The sequence below is a fragment of the Bacillus sp. AR4-2 genome, assembly GCF_008274865.1.
Lineage (GTDB): Bacteria > Bacillota > Bacilli > Bacillales > Bacillaceae_G > Bacillus_A > Bacillus_A cereus.
This window is the reverse complement of record NZ_CP031062.1, coordinates 1,141,772-1,157,524: the sequence shown is the minus strand read 5'-3', so window position 1 is coordinate 1,157,524 and position 15,753 is coordinate 1,141,772. Positions and strand designations below refer to the sequence as shown.

The following is a 15,753-nucleotide window of genomic DNA, read 5'->3' as shown; positions in this document are numbered from 1 at the left end:
ATAGATTTACTGCATCTTCTCATACAAGAAAGGGGTATACTCATGAGCGAAATTAACAAAGAAATGACTTTACTCCCCCCTCCTGAACTCGTCCAATATGTAGGTGGCGACTTCAAAAGAGTTGGAAAAGAGTTCCTAAAGCATTTTATTCAAATTGGCGCTTTAAAACCAAATGAAAAAGTATTAGATGTAGGCTGCGGCGTCGGCCGAATGGCTGTACCATTATTGAATTACTTAAATGATGATGGGGCGTATTATGGATTTGATTTGTTTAAAGATGGAATTGCTTGGTGTCAAAATAACATTTCAACTATGCGTAATAATTTTCACTTTGAACATGTTGACATATACAATCAATTCTATAATCCAGAAGGAAAAGAAGATGCCTCTCAATATCGTTTTCCCTATGAAGACGGGACATTCGATTTTATCTTTTTAACTTCTGTATTTACGCATCTTCTTCCAAAAGAATTAGAACATTACGTATCTGAAATTGTACGTGTATTAAAAAAAGACGGGAGATGTTTCATTACATTCTTTCTTATAAATCCTGAATCGTCCTATTATTTAAATGCAGGACAAAGTACATTAGGTTTTTATCATCGAATCGAAAATTGCTACGTTGTAAATAAAGATATTCCGAATTTCGCAGTTGCTTATCCTGAGACAGATATTTGCAATCTATTGAATAAGTACGGCCTAGAAATAATCAATAAGCCGCATTACGGTTTATGGTGCGGCAGACATGAATATACAAGTTACCAAGATATTGTTCTTACAAAAAAAAGCTTCTGAAAGGAAGTTATGTATGATGAATGAAAAAAATCTACCTCTCGTTTCCATCCTTATTCCTACTTATAATCGGCCTCATTATTTCAAAATTGCTCTAGAAAGTGCATTGGCACAAACTTATTCTAATATTGAAATCATCATTGGAGATGACAGCACAAATGATGAAACAGCAACTTTAATACGCGAACAATACTTACCAAATTATAAAAATATAACATACATTCGAAATACCCCTACTCTAGGACAATTTCACAATGACCTTATGCTCATAGAAAAATCAAATGGTGAGTATATAAATTTTTTAATGGACGATGACGTGTTTTATAAGCATAAAATACAAAAAATGATGACCTATTTTGAGCAAGATCCCAATAAAAATCTTGCTCTTGTTACTTCTTATCGAGTACGCATTGATGATCATGGAAATCTAATAGGTGATTCCCATCCAACACAAAGGTTATATAGTGAAGACACCCCATTAAACGGGATATTTTTAGGTAATTGGATGTTAAAGGGCGGACACAACATTATCGGTGAGCCTACAACTACTTTGTTCCGAAAGGAATTGCTCACTGAACCTTTTGGCACCCTTAAAGAGCGACAATATTCTTGTAGTGTTGATATGGCCTCATGGATTTCTTTACTTTCTAAAGGAAATGCAATATACATTTCTGAGCCTTTAAGTCAATTTCGCTACCATGCTGGACAACAAATACACAATAAGCTCCTTCAAGGTTGTGAAGATTTCACACACCTTGTTATAACAGCAAAAGAATATGGCTTTTTACAAAATACTACGGACTATAGAGCAGCTCTACTTAGTGCTTACCAATGGTGTAAAAGTTCCTTAAAATACTATCTTCATCAACTAGATATTTTTCCTGACGCACATGTACGTCTCTCCCATTGTTTGGATATAATTATTAAAGAGCTAAACAATTAAACTACTCTGCAAAATTAAAAGTGTATGGACTATATGTGAATCATTCGTATAGTTCATACATTCTTTCTCATACTATAAAGTGAAACTTTAATCAGCTCTCACCAATCGGGCTTTTACGGGCAGTTGATCCCCCACCTAACTTCTTCGCTTTCGCTGAATTTTGAGGTGGGGGTCTTACTGCCCATTAATGCGGGATAAAATCCATTACTATAAAGAGCAGTAGAAAGGAATACCTACATTGAAAGATCCAAATTCTCAATATCAAATAGACTACGTATTACTATTTATTTTATTTGCCATTGGGATTGTTAGTTGTTGTGCTATTGCAAGTGCGCAAGCCTCTTTACCGCCATTTTTACAAAACGTCAATTTTGTACTAAAGCAAATCCAATGGTACTTCATTGGATTTATAGCCATTGGTGTTATTATGATTATCGATTTCGATCGTTATCAAAAAATTGCTTGGTATTTGTATAGCTTTGCAATGGTACTACTTATTGGACTAGAACTTCAAGTACCAGGTGCCGTTACAATTAAAGGCGCTACCGCTTGGTACAGGCTCCCAGGCATTGGAAATTTTCAGCCTTCTGAAATTATGAAATTGTTTTTAATTATCGTCATTGGAAGAATTATAGCAAATCATAATGAGAAATATTTTTCCCAAACGATACATGACGATTTTTTACTACTTGGAAAAATATTTGCGACAAGCTTGCCACCACTACTACTTATTGCAAAAGAACCAGATTTAGGAAACACAATGGTCATTTCAGCGATGCTTGCAGCAATGATACTAGTTTCTGGCATCCGATGGCGTTTTATTTTTGGATTAGTTTCAGGTACTTTCGTTGCTGGATCTACATTAATATATATTTTTTTTACTCACACAGATTTCTTTAAAGCACACATTTTAAAAGAATATCAATTAAATCGCTTCTACGGATGGTTAGCACCTTACAAATATGATGCACAAGGCTATCAATTAAGACAAGCATTCTTAGCGACTGGATCCGGAGAAATGCAAGGAAAAGGGTGGGAAAATGGACAAGTATATTTTCCAGAACCACATACAGATTTTATTTTCACTAATGTCGCTGAACAATTTGGATTTCTAGGCGCAAGTGTCATTATTTCTCTTTTTTTCTTACTCATTTTTCGAATGATCCATATTGCTTTAGAAAGTAATGACCCTTTCGGTAGTTACATTTGCGCTGGTACAATCGGAATGTTTACTTTCCAAGTATTCCAAAATATCGGGATGACAATCGGATTACTTCCCATTACAGGGATAACATTACCTCTTATGAGTTACGGAGGAAGTTCACTGCTTACATACATGATTGCGATTGGATTCATTTTAAATGTTCGCTCAAGAACGAAAATCTTTATGTTTAAATGAACAACACAAAAATGCTATATTTTTATCTCTATCCTTTTTTAGATATACTAATGAAAAATACGATGGAGGTTTAAATATGAAATATGACATTATAGGAGATATTCATGGATGCTTCCAAGAGTTTCAAAATTTAACAGAGAAGCTAGGATATAACTGGAGTAGCGGTCTACCGGTTCACCCTGACCAACGTAAACTTGCATTCGTTGGCGATATTACAGACCGTGGTCCTCATTCATTACGTATGATTGAAATTGTATGGGAACTTGTCATACATAAAAAAGAAGCTTATTACGCTCCTGGAAATCACTGTAATAAACTATATCGATTTTTCCTTGGGCGTAATGTAACAGTCGCTCACGGACTTGAAACAACTGTTGCTGAATATGAGGCACTTCCTTCTCATAAGCAAAACGTTATAAAAGAAAAGTTTATCACTCTTTATGAACAATCACCGCTCTACCACATACTAGATGAAAAAAGAGTAATCGTATGTCACGCTGGGATTCGGCAAGATTACATAGGAAGACGAGATAAAAAAGTACAAACCTTTGTATTATATGGCGATATTACAGGAGAAAAGCATGCCGATGGCTCACCTGTCCGTCGCGATTGGGCGCAAGAGTACAAGGGGCATGCTTGGATTGTATATGGACATACACCAGTAGCAGAACCTCGATTCGTCAATCAGACAGTCAATATTGATACTGGTGCTGTATTTGGTGGCAAATTAACCGGATTACGTTATCCTGAAATGGAGACTATCTCTGTTCCTTCTTCTTTACCTTTTGTCGCTGAGAAATTCCGTCCAATTTCATAACTACCTTACTTAGCGAAAGATTACCGTATTATTTAGGCAGATCTCATATAAAACTAGATAAAGTAATTAAAAAAAGATGCAATAAAGTGCATCTTTTTTTAATTACACTACATATAATGTCGCAGGAGGTGACAGAATGAAGAAAAAATCTTCTAAACAAAAAAGAAAATTTCCCCCTTTATATCTGCCCATGTACGGAATTAACAACTGGTGTAGTATTCGGGCTGCAGCGATAGAAGAACTGGAAGAACAAGAGTCATCAAAAAAAAGCAAAGTAAAACCAACATATGTCTCTTTAGAAAATGCTGTGATGAGCCGCATAATCGATCGCAGAAAAATAAAGATGCAACAAAAAAATAAACAGCTCTCAAATCAAGATGAACAGGTAATACATTCTAATCAAACAGAAGAAAAGACGGAAGAAAATATTTCTGTAGCAATAAATAAAAAAGTGGAACCAGAAATTCCAGCTGCTATTATAAACAAAGTAAAAAAAATAAAAGAGGCATTGGCTTCATCGAATGATATACAAACTGAAAAACCACTCATAATTGAGACACCTACACCTGAAAATACAAAAGTTAAAAGGGGCGGCCGATATGCATATGCGGAAGGGCTTCACTCTCATGCGGAGGGCATGGCAGCACATGCGGAAGGCTTATTAACACACGCAAAAGGTTCTTTCTCTCATGCAGAGGGATCAAACTCAAAAGCAACCGGACATAGTTCCCATAGTGAGGGAAGTGAAACGACAGCAGGCGGAGCTTATTCTCATGCAGAGGGGAAACAGACGATTGCTTTAGGCGAAGCAGCACACGCAGAAGGAACCGCAACTATCGCTAACGGATCCTCTTCTCATGCGGAAGGTCATCATACATCAACAGCTCATTTTGCAGGTAGCCATATTATGGGGCGCTTCGGCACTGCAGAAGAAGCTTATTCTTGGTTTATTGCAAATGGTGTAAGCGACACCGACCATAATATCGGGGCTAAATGGCTTGCCCATAATGGAGAAATGTACATTGAGGGTGCGTCTTACAATGCAAGTGGAACGGATTTTGCACAAATGTTTGAAACCGAAGATCATAAACCTATTGATGTCGGTTATTTCGTTACATTTAGTAGCGAAGAAAAAATTCGGATAGCTACTTCACACGACTCGTTCATTTTAGGAATATCTAGTGCAACCCCTGCACTTATAGGAAATAGCGGGGCTTTAAGTTGGGAAAAACGTTATAAAACAGATAACTTTGGAAAACGCCAATATGTATGGACGGAAACCGAAGAAATACAACCTCTTTTAAATACAGAATGGGATCCAACTCGCAAATATGTAGCAAGAAAAGATCGCGACGAGTGGCTTCCTGTCGGATTAATTGGACAAATGTTAGTACGTGATGACGGCACTTGCGAAGCACATGGATTTTGTCTTCCAAATGACAATGGCATTGCTACAAAAGCCGAAAGTGGATTTTTCGTTATAAAGCGTACGGGTGAAAACCAAATTTTAATATTATTCCGCTAAGAAAAAAGGGAACAAAATTCTTTATAATATAAGAATTTTGTTCCCTTTTTAAGTATGCCGCAACACTTCTTGCATATCGCTTGGAAGCTTTATAGTGAAAGACATCTCTTTCTCTAAAATAGGATGATAAAACGTCAAAGATTTACTATGAAGTGCTTGCCGTTTCATTTCATCCCTTCTCCCTCCATATAAGCTATCACCAAGTAATGGATATCCTATATGAGCCATATGCACACGAATTTGATGCGTTCTTCCTGTCTCAAGCTCAAGCGCTACATGTGTCTTATGATATGTACTATCAATTACTTTAAAATGAGTAACTGCCCTTTGTCCATCCTCACAAACCGTTCGCTCAATAATGCTATCAGATTTTCGACCAATTGGTGCATCAATCATTCCTTCTCGTTCTACAATCTTTCCGTGAACAATTGCTTCATACGTTCGTTTCACAGCTTTTTGTTGATGCTGCTTCGATAAAAGATGATGCACGAAACGATTTTTTGCAATAAGCATAAGCCCCGAAGTATCACGATCTAAACGTGTTACGATGTGCACTGTACTTGCAAGATGCTGCTTATCATAATGAGATAACAGCGCATTGGCAACACTTCCTGCCGGATGTTCTCTAGACGGAATCGTTGACATATTCGCCTCTTTATTAATGATAAGAACCGCGTCATCTTCATATATAATGCATAAAGGAATATCTTCTGCCATCATCCCTTCACTTCTTTCCTCCACTGGAAAAAAGACACGTAATTCTTCACCAGCACGCAACTGATGACGAACACTCGCATGTTGACCATTTACTTCAATTGCTCCGCCATGAAACTTTATATCCGTTAAAGCGGCTTTAGAAATACCTTTCGTTTTCAAAAATTCCCTAACTAAAGTTCCCTCTTCAGCCGGCCCTATATCCCATTTCAATGTAAATCTGTTCAAATATATAACCCTTTCTATTTATCTGCAACAAACGAGTCACGAACTCGTTTCCAGAACGGGAATGGGCGGAAACGAACAAATCGTACTTTCTCGTTTGCGACGCGATACTGGATTGATTTCACATCTTGATGAACCATCGTTAAATGATCCACTGTAATTTGTAAGTTCATTCCTGCAGCTGGCTTTAACACACATGTATGATGCTTCGGCAATACGAGTGGCGATCCTACAGTACGAAATACACGATTGTTAATGGACGCCATTTCTGCAATTTGAATCGCTTCAATAGATGGGTGAATAATTGCTCCGCCAAGCGCTTTATTATACGCGGTACTTCCTGAAGGAGTAGAGATACAAAGGCCATCTCCGCGGAATGTTTCAAAATATTCTCCGCGTATTTCTACTTCTGTTACTAATGTACCTTCTGCACTTTTTACAGTCGCCTCATTCATCGCTAAATACTGTGACTCTTTACTTCCATTCACATAGCGAATAATAACTTCTAAAAGCGGATATTCCACCACTTGGAATGGTGTTTTCGCAATCGCAATTACTAATTTCTCTACTTCTGTCGGTAACCAATCTGCATAGAAACCTAGATGTCCTGTATGTACACCAACAAATGCTGTTTCATCCAATCGATTATAATAACGATGAAACGCATATAAAAGCGTTCCATCTCCCCCAACAGAAATTACAATATCGGGTTCCTTTTCATCCATTATAAATCCAAAATCTAGCAAGTACTCTTTCATCGTGCTTGCCAGTGTATCTGATGATTGATCTCCCTTTGACATAATTGTAAATTTCATCGCCCAACACCCTTTAGTTTATGATTCGGAATCTTTCGTTTCTTGCTTTCTTGAAAAAGCCTTTTGCGCTTCTTGAATTTCAAGACGAATAGAAGACATTTCTTCATCTAATAAAAACGCCGCTTCAGCTGCACGTTGCAATCGTATTTTAATATCTTCAGGAAAACGTCCACTATATTTATAATTTAAAGAATGCTCAATTGTTGCCCAAAAGTTCATTGCTAGCGTGCGTATTTGGATTTCTACCAATACTTTTTGTTCACCTTGAATCGTTTGAACAGGATAACTAATGACAACATGATAAGAACGATAACCGCTATCTTTCTTTTGCGTGACATAATCACGTTCTTCCACGATTTCAAAGTCATTTCGTTTTCGAAGATATTCTACAACAGGCTTAATCTCATCAACAAATTGACACATCATTCTAAGCCCAGCAATATCCTGCATATCTTCTCTCAATCGGTCTAGCGGTACATTTCTCTTCTCCGCTTTATCAATAATACTTGCAACCGACTTTACCCTTCCTGTTACAAACTCAATTGGAGAATGCTCTGTTAACATTGCAAATTGAGTACGCATTCCTTTTAGTTTCACTTTTAGCTCTGCCACCGCTTGGTGGTAAGGTGCTAAAAATTCTTCCCAATTTCGATTCATTTCAACCACCACCAAAATCAATCCATTTGCTTATAGAAATACTTTTTCTACAGCAGTTACTAATTCTTCTCCGTAATTTGCATTACCTTCAATATTTTCAACTAAATATTCTACTTCTTCTTTTAATCCTTCTAATTCCATTTCAATGTCATTCACGCGAACGAACATAACCACATCGTTATTCATCGCTTCATGCATTGCTTCCCAGCATGTGTGCGGAATACTTACATAAATGAAAGATGATTCATTTTCTAAGATATATAAAAATGATAAATTGTCTGAGTCTACAAGTACGTGATTACGCGCACTTAACTCCTTTACCTCTATTTCACTATTTTCCGCACAAAAAATAAGAGCATTCTCTCTCTTTTCTACGCTCTTAACTTGGATTTTATTTTGCATGCTCTAACTCCTCCATCTCAACTTCCTGTCTTACTTAACAGTATTATTGTATCATAACATGGACGCAAACAAATAAAACATTGAACCAAATTTATGAAAAAGCGATAATGTGTAAAGAATTATTTTTCAAAAGGAGATTATACAATGACACAAGAAATTGAAATTGAATTCAAAAATATCGTTACAAAAGAAGAATTCGATACATTATGTAAATCGTTTTCTATTGAAGCATTTACAAAACAAGTGAATCACTACTTTGAAACACCTGACTTCTCGTTAAAAGAAGCTGGCTCTGCACTTCGTATTCGTCATAAAGGAGAAACTTATACGTTAACGTTGAAACAACCTGCAGAAATCGGTTTATTAGAAACGCATCAAGTCGTAACAGAAGACGAAGCAAAAATGATGATGGAAACAAACACAATCATTCAAGGAGCAGTAGTAGATCAATTACACAAATTACAAATTCCTGTTTCTGCTTTAACATATATGGGTAGTTTAACAACAGAAAGAGCAGAAACATTATTTAAAGGCGGAACGCTTGTCTTTGATCATAGTTTCTATTACAATCACGATGATTATGAAATTGAATTTGAAGTGCAAGATGAAGAAACAGGAAAAGCTGCATTTATTCATTTATTAACGCAACATAACATACCTGTTCGCCATACAAATAACAAAGTAAAACGCTTTTTCCTTGCCAAACAAAAAAAAGCACGCTAAAGTGAAAATTCCACTAGTGAATATGTTTCACTAGTGGATACATCTCACTAAAAAAGTTTACACCCGTAGAATAAGCAAAGAATCTTTGAGAAAGCTGTTTATTTGCCCTCTCGAACATTTCATTGCTACAATAGATATACATTTCATGGAAAAAGGAGTTTATAAAGGATGAGCAAGCAACCGATGACACCATTTGAAGCAATTGGCGGTGAACAATGCATTGCAATATTAGTAGATACATTTTATTCCTATGTCAGTAAACACCCTGACTTATCTCCCATCTTCCCGGAAGATTTAACAGAAACCGCTAGGAAGCAGAAGCAATTTTTAACACAATATTTAGGTGGTCCTAATTTGTACACTGAAGAACATGGTCATCCTATGTTAAGGGCACGCCACCTTCCGTTTGAGATTACTCCAAAACGAGCAGAGGCTTGGCTATCATGTATGGAGCAAGCAATGGATGATACTGGAGTTCATGGTCATATAAGAGAGTTTGTTTTTGAACGTTTAGCATTAACCGCTCAGCATATGGTTAATACTCCAAACGAAACAGGTGAAGTGTAATGGATAAGCAGGAAGCAAAGCATATAAATATGCCATCTCCTTCCGCATGCGAGCATAAGTCTGTAGAAGCATATTTATTTATTGATCCACTTTGTAAAGATTGCTGGGAAATTGAGCCTTTTATTATTAAACTATGGCTTGAATACGGGAAATACTTCTCTATTCGTCATATCGTAACAGGAAAAGTGGATGGAACGAACGCTTCCTCACACAAATGGAATAAACCTGCTAATATTCGATTTGTGTGGGAAAAGACAACCAGTTTACAAGGTTTTTCATGTGATGGAAAGGTACATATGCAAGAAGCATCGTCAACACCATATTTAGTTTCGATGGCAATTAAGGCAGCGGAGTTGCAAGGCCGAAAAGCAGGTTCGAAGTTTTTGCGAAAACTCCAAGAATACATTTTCCTTGAAAATGTATCAAACCCTGACTGCGAACTATTACTTGCATGTGCGAAAGATAGCAATATTGATGTAGAAGAATTTAAAAAAGATCTACATTCTGCTAGTGCAAAAAAAGCTTTCCAATGTGACTTGAAATTCACAAATGAAATGCATATTACAGAAATACCTTCCCTCGTCTTTTTTCATGCGAACTCAGATGAAGAAGGTATTAAAATCGCTGGAAATTATTCCTACGATGTATACGTACAATTATTGAAAGAACTTGTAAAATGTGAAATTGAGCCAGAACCATTACCACCTTTAGAAGTGTTACTAGAAGCAACACAATTTATATCTTCAAAAGAAGTAGCATTTATTTATGATTGTCCGCAACAAGAAATTGAACGCGAACTAAAAAAATTACAACTGAAACGAAAAGTACAAATGATAGAAGTAAAATGCGAACGTTATTGGAAATGGATAGCAAAAGAAAAAGACCTGGTGTAAACACCAGGTCTTTTTCTTTACGGCTTATAAAAATATTAAAGGGGATGGGAGAAATTTTCACGTTCAAACAAAGGGGTATATGTTTGTATGTGAATTCGTTCACGCTTATTATATTACAAGATTCGACGTCAGATGACAACCCCTTTTGTCGAATTTCACACTTTTGTCACATTCTAAACGTTTTCATTTTTGAATAAGCTATAAAAAAGGTCATTTAGGGGGTTTATTTATGAAAAAATCTTATATTGCTCTTCTCTTTCTAGCTGTCATCGTTTCTTTTTTCTTGTACATCCTCTCTCTACTACAAGCTTTTCCTAAAATTATTGCCTTACCTCTTTTATTCGGAATCATCGTTATCACTCTCTCTTATTTCAATTATAAAAAACGATTCAAAGGGTTTTAATTTTAAAAATCAGTCGTAAAACTATCCTTTCAGTTAGAAAAACAAAGAAATTCACCTTTCTCTCCGACAAATATCGACATTGAATCTATTCAACAAAAAGACGAGGATACAATCCCTCGTCTTTTTTCATTACTTTTCTTCAAATAATAATGCTTCTAATTCATTTAATTTCTCTTCAAATACTTGTAGCGCCTCTTTTACTGGTTCAGGAGATGCCATATCTACTCCTGCTTTTTTCAGCACTTCAATTGGATAATCAGAGCTTCCTGCTTTTAAGAACTCATTAATATAACGTTCTACTGCTGGTTGTCCTTCTTCTAAAATCTGTTTAGATAGAGCTGTCGCAGCACTAAATCCTGTTGCGTATTGATATACGTAATAGTTGTAGTAGAAGTGTGGGATACGAGACCATTCTAAACCAATCTCTTCGTCGATTACTAAAGCGTCACCGAAATATTTCTTATTTAAATCATAGTAAATTTCCGTTAACATGTCTGGCGTAACAGCATGTCCTTCTTGTACTTTCTTATGAATAATATGTTCAAACTCTGCAAACATCGTTTGACGGAATACAGTACCACGGAACCCTTCTAAATAATGATTTAATAAATATAGACGCTCTTTCTTATCTTCTGTCGTTTTTAATAAATAATCATTTAGAAGTGCTTCATTACAAGTAGATGCCACTTCTGCTACGAAGATGGAATAATCACCATATACGTGCGGTTGTGTTTTTCTTGTATAGTAACTATGCACCGAATGACCAAACTCATGAGCAAGTGTAAATAAATTATTTACATTATCATGCCAGTTCATTAAAATATACGGATTTGTTCCATATGCACCAGATGAATATGCCCCGCTTCGTTTTCCTTTATTCTCATACACATCTACCCAGCGATTTTCATATGCCTCTTTCAAAATATCAACATATTCATCACCAAGTACGTTTAAAGATTTTAATAAAAGGTCTTGCGCTTCTTCGTATTTCACATTCATTTTCACTTCTGGTACAAGTGGTGTATATAAATCATACATATGAAGCTCATCAAGTCCTAGTGCACGCTTACGAATATCGATGTAACGGTGTAATAAATGTAAGTTGTCATTTACTGTTTCAACGAGTTGATCGTATACTGCTTCCGGAATATTATTATTGCTCAGTGCAGCTTGGCGAGCAGAATCATATTTACGAACACGCGCATTGAAATTATTACGTTTTACTGCTCCGCTTAACGTACTTGCGAATGTGTTTTTAAATTTTCCGTACGTTTCATATACAGCTTTAAATGCATCTTTGCGAACACGAGGATCATCACTTTCTAAGAACTGAATGTAACGGCCATGTGTAATTTCTATTTCTTCTCCGTCTTCCCCTTTAATAGATGGGAATTTTAAATCCGCGTTATTCAACATACCAAATGTATTGCTTGATGAACTCATTACTTCAGATGCTTCCGCTAATAAAGCTTCCTCAGCTTCTGATAATACGTGCGGGCGTTGACGTGTAATTTCTTCTAATGCATGTTCATATACACTTAAATCTCTATTTTCCTTCAAGAATGTTTGCAATGTATCTTCTGAAATCGATAAAATTTCAGGCACAATATACGCTGTGCTACTAGATACTTGTGAATATAAATTTGTTGCACGATCATTTAATGCTTGATATACAGAGTTTGTTGTATCTTGATCGTAACGCATATGAGCATATGTATATAACTTACCTAATCGCATTGATATTTCATCTTCATATTGCAATGCCTCAAGTAAATTGTCCGCAGAGTCACCAAGTTTCCCTTTAAATTCAGTTAACTTCGGTAATAGCTCTTTAATAGCTTGGAATTCTTTTTCCCATTCTGCATCCGTTTGGAAAATATCTTCTAATCGCCACGTACTTGCTTCTTCAATCTCGTTGCGATCTGGTAATGCTTTCGCTTTGTTTTGTTCAGACATTCTTTAAGCCCTCCTTTAAATATCTCTACTTAAGTACAATTCGTTTTTTTCTTATGTAATTCCTTCACAATCATTCTTTATTATATCCGCTTTTCCTCCTCTCATGTTAAAATTTGCCTCAAATAAAGATAGCGCATGTATTAAGCAAATCTCATCATGTTTCATAATTTCCTCCTCTGTTTTTAACATCACGGCATCCCTTATTTTTCGGTACGTATAAGTTCCCACTTTACGTAAAACACCTATATAGCATAAAAATGTCATATATTCAGTAACTGCCATTTTCCATATGTGCTGCGAAAAGTACGGAAGTATCCGCCTTTTCGTATACCTTTTTACATAACTACACACGTATTGAAGAGAAATACACTCTCCCACTGCAAGCTCCCCTATACACTTCATATATAGAAAAGCTTGCCATATAAATGGGTTTGTTTGAAAAGCAAATGCAGAAGGGAGTGGAACACCAATTTCAGAAGGAAAGCTCGCTGGGGTACATTTAAATTGATATAAGAGGCGTAATAATGACTTATAATTATAATTCCAAATCGGTAAGGCATTTTGGCGAAAGTTTTTCTTTCTCTTCTTCCACTCTTCACCCAATCTTTCTTTCCCGAAAGGAACAGGAGAAAAAAGCATTTCAAAAGTAGTCGCATCAGTTGGTAAATATATAGTATGTGAGAAAAAAACATTTGTAGAAAAGGGAGTGACAAATGCACATTTCATAAATGATTTTTGTTTCGGACAGAAGAAAATAAGAAGTGGCTGAGGATAAGATTGTAAGGAGAAAGCCATAAGTGAGGAAAATTTCATCCAATATGCAGATTGCTTTTTCAATTGATTTCCACCAACGATCCAAATGACCTGTATACCAGCTTGCCAATACGAATATGTTCTTTTGTACAGCTGCTCTATAGCGAGGTTTGCACATTGGTATTCAATTGCAATTTTTCTACCCGCCCTCTCTACAAAAACATCTGGTCGTTGCTTAATTTCTGGGAGGTAGTACTCTATATCCACCTGAAAGTTTTGACGTTTGAACCATCTATATAACAATTCTTTACCATGCATATGATACTTTGATTCCGCTTCATAAAAGGCAAGACATGAATCCACTTTTTTATGAGCAAAATGCCAACTTTTTTGTTTCCCTAATTTCATTTGCACTTCCTTTCCGCAAGCTACACAAAAGAATCGTTCTTGTTGACGCATACGGCGCAAAAGCTCTTCATTACAATTATAGAGTAAATGAATTTTTTCACCGTTTTCTCTTTTAGCGATAAATATCGTAATCACACCCTTTCAGCTCCTTATATTCTACAATTTGTTACAAATTCCTTTTAAAAAAGAGATGTCCCAATTTCGGACATCTCTTTTTATAATAAAGGTGATAATAATCGGTACGTTGATTCAACAATTCGTCTATGAAGACGTCTTTTATGAAAATGATCACCATGAATTTCACTTGATTCTTCTAAATCATCTTTAAAGTCTTGAACAAGTTTTCGAATGCTATCTGTATCATATAAAAAGGCATTTACTTCAAAATTCAAATGAAAACTTCTCATATCCATATTAGCTGTCCCAATTGAAGCTAAATCAGAATCAACGATGACAATTTTACTATGAAGAAAACCTTTTTCGTATTCATATATCTTTACTCCTGCATCTAAAAGCTCTGGGAAGTACGATCTCGATGCGTAAAAGACAGTACGCTTATCCGGTTTACTCGGCATTAATAAACGAACATCAATACCAGCAAGTGCAGCAACCTTTAATGCGGATAAAATATCATCATCCGGAATAAAATACGGCGTTGCAATCCAAATTGATTTCCGAGCAGAAGCGATCATTGCGAAATATAAATGCTTAATCGTTTCCCACTTATTATCGGGGCCACCTGCAACTAGCTGCACTCCTCCCCAATGATCACCCTCAACTGCTTTTGCTTGTAAATATTCAGGGGCTAGCACAGCCTCTCCAGTCATATAAAACCAGTCTTGAAGGAAAATAAGTTGTAAACTTTGAACCGCTTCACCACGTAAATACAAATGCGTATCTCGCCAAAAGCCAAAATATTTATTTTTCCCTAAATACTCATCACCGATATTTAATCCGCCTACAAACCCTTCGTTCCCATCAATCACAACAATTTTCCTATGATTTCGATAATTAATCTTATCGTTTAAAATCGGAAAGCGCACAGGAAAGAATGGAATCATTTCTACACCTGCATCGTTTAATTCTTCAATATACGATTTCGATAACTTAAAACTTCCAACCGCATCATATAAAAAGCGAACAACAACGCCTTCTTTCGATTTTTGTATTAAAATATCTTTAATTTCTGTTCCTAATTTATCATCACGCACAATGTAATATTCCATATGAATGTGATGTTTCGCTCGTTTTAACCCATTTAAAATAGCCCGAAACGTTTCATCTCCATTTGTTAATGTCCTCGTTTCAGTTTGAAATGAAATATTTAAAGCTCCTAATCGATCCGCTAAACGAAATAACAGTTCTTGATGCTTATGATTGCGTAAAATTCGTTCTTCGTAATCTTCATGCCCTTTATATTGTAAAAACGCCTGTTCATCAAGTAACGCCTTCTTTTGGAACATTCTTTTTCTTCGAAAATTTTGTCCAAATAATAAATAAGCAAAGAAACCAAATACCGGAAAAATCCCTAAAACAATTAACCATGTAAGTGTTTTAGATGGATGTCGATTTTCTAAGAAAATAACGCAACCAATTAAAAACGCAGATACTGTAAATAAAATACTAATAATACCTAAAATCGAAACATCTTTTATCCCAATCACATCTGAATAAAATGCTACATCAATAAACATACGTAACGAAACAAATAATGCGAACAATAGCAGTATAAAGAAAATCAGCTTTAACGTATTTTTCATC

The 15,753-nt window shown here is 35.8% G+C and carries 16 protein-coding genes; 9 read left to right on the top strand and 7 right to left on the bottom strand.

What is annotated here, in order from left to right; genetic code table 11:
- Nucleotides 1-42 precede the first annotated feature (42 nt).
- The 5 genes from DN399_RS06035 to DN399_RS06015 all read left to right on the top strand — a co-directional run bounded on the left by DN399_RS06035 (nucleotide 43) and on the right by DN399_RS06015 (nucleotide 5,476).
- Nucleotides 43-795 carry a class I SAM-dependent methyltransferase gene (locus DN399_RS06035; RefSeq protein WP_001289841.1) on the top strand — a complete coding sequence of 251 codons (753 nt, stop codon included), beginning with the start codon at nucleotides 43-45 and terminating at the stop codon, nucleotides 793-795.
- Between the two features lie 13 nt (nucleotides 796-808).
- Nucleotides 809-1,735 (top strand): glycosyltransferase family 2 protein, encoded by a 927-nt coding sequence (locus DN399_RS06030; RefSeq protein ID WP_012593172.1) that lies wholly within the window; start codon nucleotides 809-811, stop codon nucleotides 1,733-1,735.
- A 238-nt stretch (nucleotides 1,736-1,973) separates the two neighbouring features.
- Nucleotides 1,974-3,134, top strand: coding sequence for an FtsW/RodA/SpoVE family cell cycle protein (locus tag DN399_RS06025; RefSeq protein WP_000654702.1), 1,161 nt, complete (start codon nucleotides 1,974-1,976; stop codon nucleotides 3,132-3,134).
- A 76-nt stretch (nucleotides 3,135-3,210) separates the two neighbouring features.
- Nucleotides 3,211-3,951 carry a bis(5'-nucleosyl)-tetraphosphatase PrpE gene (gene prpE / locus DN399_RS06020; RefSeq protein ID WP_149149404.1) on the top strand — a complete coding sequence of 247 codons (741 nt, stop codon included), beginning with the start codon at nucleotides 3,211-3,213 and terminating at the stop codon, nucleotides 3,949-3,951.
- Between the two features lie 136 nt (nucleotides 3,952-4,087).
- Nucleotides 4,088-5,476 carry a peptidase G2 autoproteolytic cleavage domain-containing protein gene (locus DN399_RS06015; RefSeq protein WP_016122105.1) on the top strand — a complete coding sequence of 463 codons (1,389 nt, stop codon included), beginning with the start codon at nucleotides 4,088-4,090 and terminating at the stop codon, nucleotides 5,474-5,476.
- 48 nt (nucleotides 5,477-5,524) lie between these two features.
- Here DN399_RS06015 and DN399_RS06010 read toward each other — a convergent pair whose 3' ends face one another.
- From DN399_RS06010 to DN399_RS05995, 4 genes are read right to left on the bottom strand one after another with little or no spacing between them, the layout of a single operon-like run.
- A complete protein-coding gene (locus tag DN399_RS06010) occupies nucleotides 5,525-6,418 on the bottom strand; it encodes an RluA family pseudouridine synthase (protein ID WP_016122104.1) in 894 nt (297 codons plus the stop codon).
- 14 nt (nucleotides 6,419-6,432) lie between these two features.
- A complete protein-coding gene (locus tag DN399_RS06005; protein WP_000673190.1) occupies nucleotides 6,433-7,230 on the bottom strand; it encodes an NAD kinase in 798 nt (265 codons plus the stop codon).
- A gap of 18 nt (nucleotides 7,231-7,248) precedes the next feature.
- A complete protein-coding gene (yjbM, locus tag DN399_RS06000) occupies nucleotides 7,249-7,887 on the bottom strand; it encodes a GTP diphosphokinase (RefSeq protein ID WP_001081482.1) in 639 nt (212 codons plus the stop codon).
- A 30-nt stretch (nucleotides 7,888-7,917) separates the two neighbouring features.
- Nucleotides 7,918-8,289 carry a UPF0738 family protein gene (locus DN399_RS05995; RefSeq protein WP_001180003.1) on the bottom strand — a complete coding sequence of 124 codons (372 nt, stop codon included), beginning with the start codon at nucleotides 8,287-8,289 and terminating at the stop codon, nucleotides 7,918-7,920.
- Nucleotides 8,290-8,433: 144 nt separating this feature from the next.
- Here DN399_RS05995 and DN399_RS05990 point away from each other — a divergent pair, with 144 nt between their 5' ends.
- From DN399_RS05990 to DN399_RS27995, 4 genes are all read left to right on the top strand, one after another.
- Nucleotides 8,434-9,012 (top strand): CYTH domain-containing protein, encoded by a 579-nt coding sequence (locus DN399_RS05990; protein ID WP_000191121.1) that lies wholly within the window; start codon nucleotides 8,434-8,436, stop codon nucleotides 9,010-9,012.
- A 168-nt stretch (nucleotides 9,013-9,180) separates the two neighbouring features.
- Complete coding sequence (locus DN399_RS05985) at nucleotides 9,181-9,579, top strand: globin domain-containing protein (protein ID WP_000043386.1); 399 nt, start codon at nucleotides 9,181-9,183, stop codon at nucleotides 9,577-9,579.
- Nucleotides 9,579-10,472, top strand: a complete 894-nt coding sequence (locus tag DN399_RS05980; RefSeq protein WP_000360645.1) for a ClpXP adapter SpxH family protein — start codon at nucleotides 9,579-9,581, stop codon at nucleotides 10,470-10,472. The genes DN399_RS05985 and DN399_RS05980 overlap by 1 nt, the downstream gene beginning before the upstream one ends.
- Before the next feature lie 229 nt (nucleotides 10,473-10,701).
- A complete protein-coding gene (locus DN399_RS27995) occupies nucleotides 10,702-10,875 on the top strand; it encodes a hypothetical protein (RefSeq protein ID WP_000750355.1) in 174 nt (57 codons plus the stop codon).
- Between the two features lie 129 nt (nucleotides 10,876-11,004).
- Here DN399_RS27995 and pepF read toward each other — a convergent pair whose 3' ends face one another.
- The 3 genes from pepF to DN399_RS05965 all read right to left on the bottom strand — a co-directional run bounded on the left by pepF (nucleotide 11,005) and on the right by DN399_RS05965 (nucleotide 15,752).
- Nucleotides 11,005-12,831: an oligoendopeptidase F gene (gene pepF / locus DN399_RS05975; RefSeq protein WP_000003348.1), complete on the bottom strand. Its 1,827-nt coding sequence runs from the start codon at nucleotides 12,829-12,831 to the stop codon at nucleotides 11,005-11,007.
- A 51-nt stretch (nucleotides 12,832-12,882) separates the two neighbouring features.
- Complete coding sequence (locus DN399_RS05970) at nucleotides 12,883-14,127, bottom strand: competence protein CoiA (protein WP_000628315.1); 1,245 nt, start codon at nucleotides 14,125-14,127, stop codon at nucleotides 12,883-12,885.
- Nucleotides 14,128-14,207: 80 nt separating this feature from the next.
- Entirely contained in the window at nucleotides 14,208-15,752 is a 1,545-nt protein-coding gene (locus tag DN399_RS05965; RefSeq protein WP_000799194.1) for a cardiolipin synthase, read from the bottom strand.
- Between the last annotated feature and the right edge of the window lies 1 nt (nucleotide 15,753).

Excerpts from the sequence above, each read along its gene's own strand:
- DN399_RS06005 (WP_000673190.1), bottom strand. The coding sequence starts at position 7,230 with ATGAAATTTACAATTATGTCAAAGGGAGATCAATCATCAGATACACTG.
- DN399_RS05965 (WP_000799194.1), bottom strand. The coding sequence starts at position 15,752 with ATGAAAAATACGTTAAAGCTGATTTTCTTTATACTGCTATTGTTCGCA.
- prpE (WP_149149404.1), top strand. The coding sequence starts at position 3,211 with ATGAAATATGACATTATAGGAGATATTCATGGATGCTTCCAAGAGTTT.
- DN399_RS06030 (WP_012593172.1), top strand. The coding sequence starts at position 809 with ATGATGAATGAAAAAAATCTACCTCTCGTTTCCATCCTTATTCCTACT.
- pepF (WP_000003348.1), bottom strand. The coding sequence starts at position 12,831 with ATGTCTGAACAAAACAAAGCGAAAGCATTACCAGATCGCAACGAGATT.
- DN399_RS06015 (WP_016122105.1), top strand. The coding sequence starts at position 4,088 with ATGAAGAAAAAATCTTCTAAACAAAAAAGAAAATTTCCCCCTTTATAT.
- DN399_RS05995 (WP_001180003.1), bottom strand. The coding sequence starts at position 8,289 with ATGCAAAATAAAATCCAAGTTAAGAGCGTAGAAAAGAGAGAGAATGCT.
- DN399_RS06035 (WP_001289841.1), top strand. The coding sequence starts at position 43 with ATGAGCGAAATTAACAAAGAAATGACTTTACTCCCCCCTCCTGAACTC.
- DN399_RS05985 (WP_000043386.1), top strand. The coding sequence starts at position 9,181 with ATGAGCAAGCAACCGATGACACCATTTGAAGCAATTGGCGGTGAACAA.
- DN399_RS05980 (WP_000360645.1), top strand. The coding sequence starts at position 9,579 with ATGGATAAGCAGGAAGCAAAGCATATAAATATGCCATCTCCTTCCGCA.
- yjbM (WP_001081482.1), bottom strand. The coding sequence starts at position 7,887 with ATGAATCGAAATTGGGAAGAATTTTTAGCACCTTACCACCAAGCGGTG.
- DN399_RS05990 (WP_000191121.1), top strand. The coding sequence starts at position 8,434 with ATGACACAAGAAATTGAAATTGAATTCAAAAATATCGTTACAAAAGAA.
- DN399_RS27995 (WP_000750355.1), top strand. The coding sequence starts at position 10,702 with ATGAAAAAATCTTATATTGCTCTTCTCTTTCTAGCTGTCATCGTTTCT.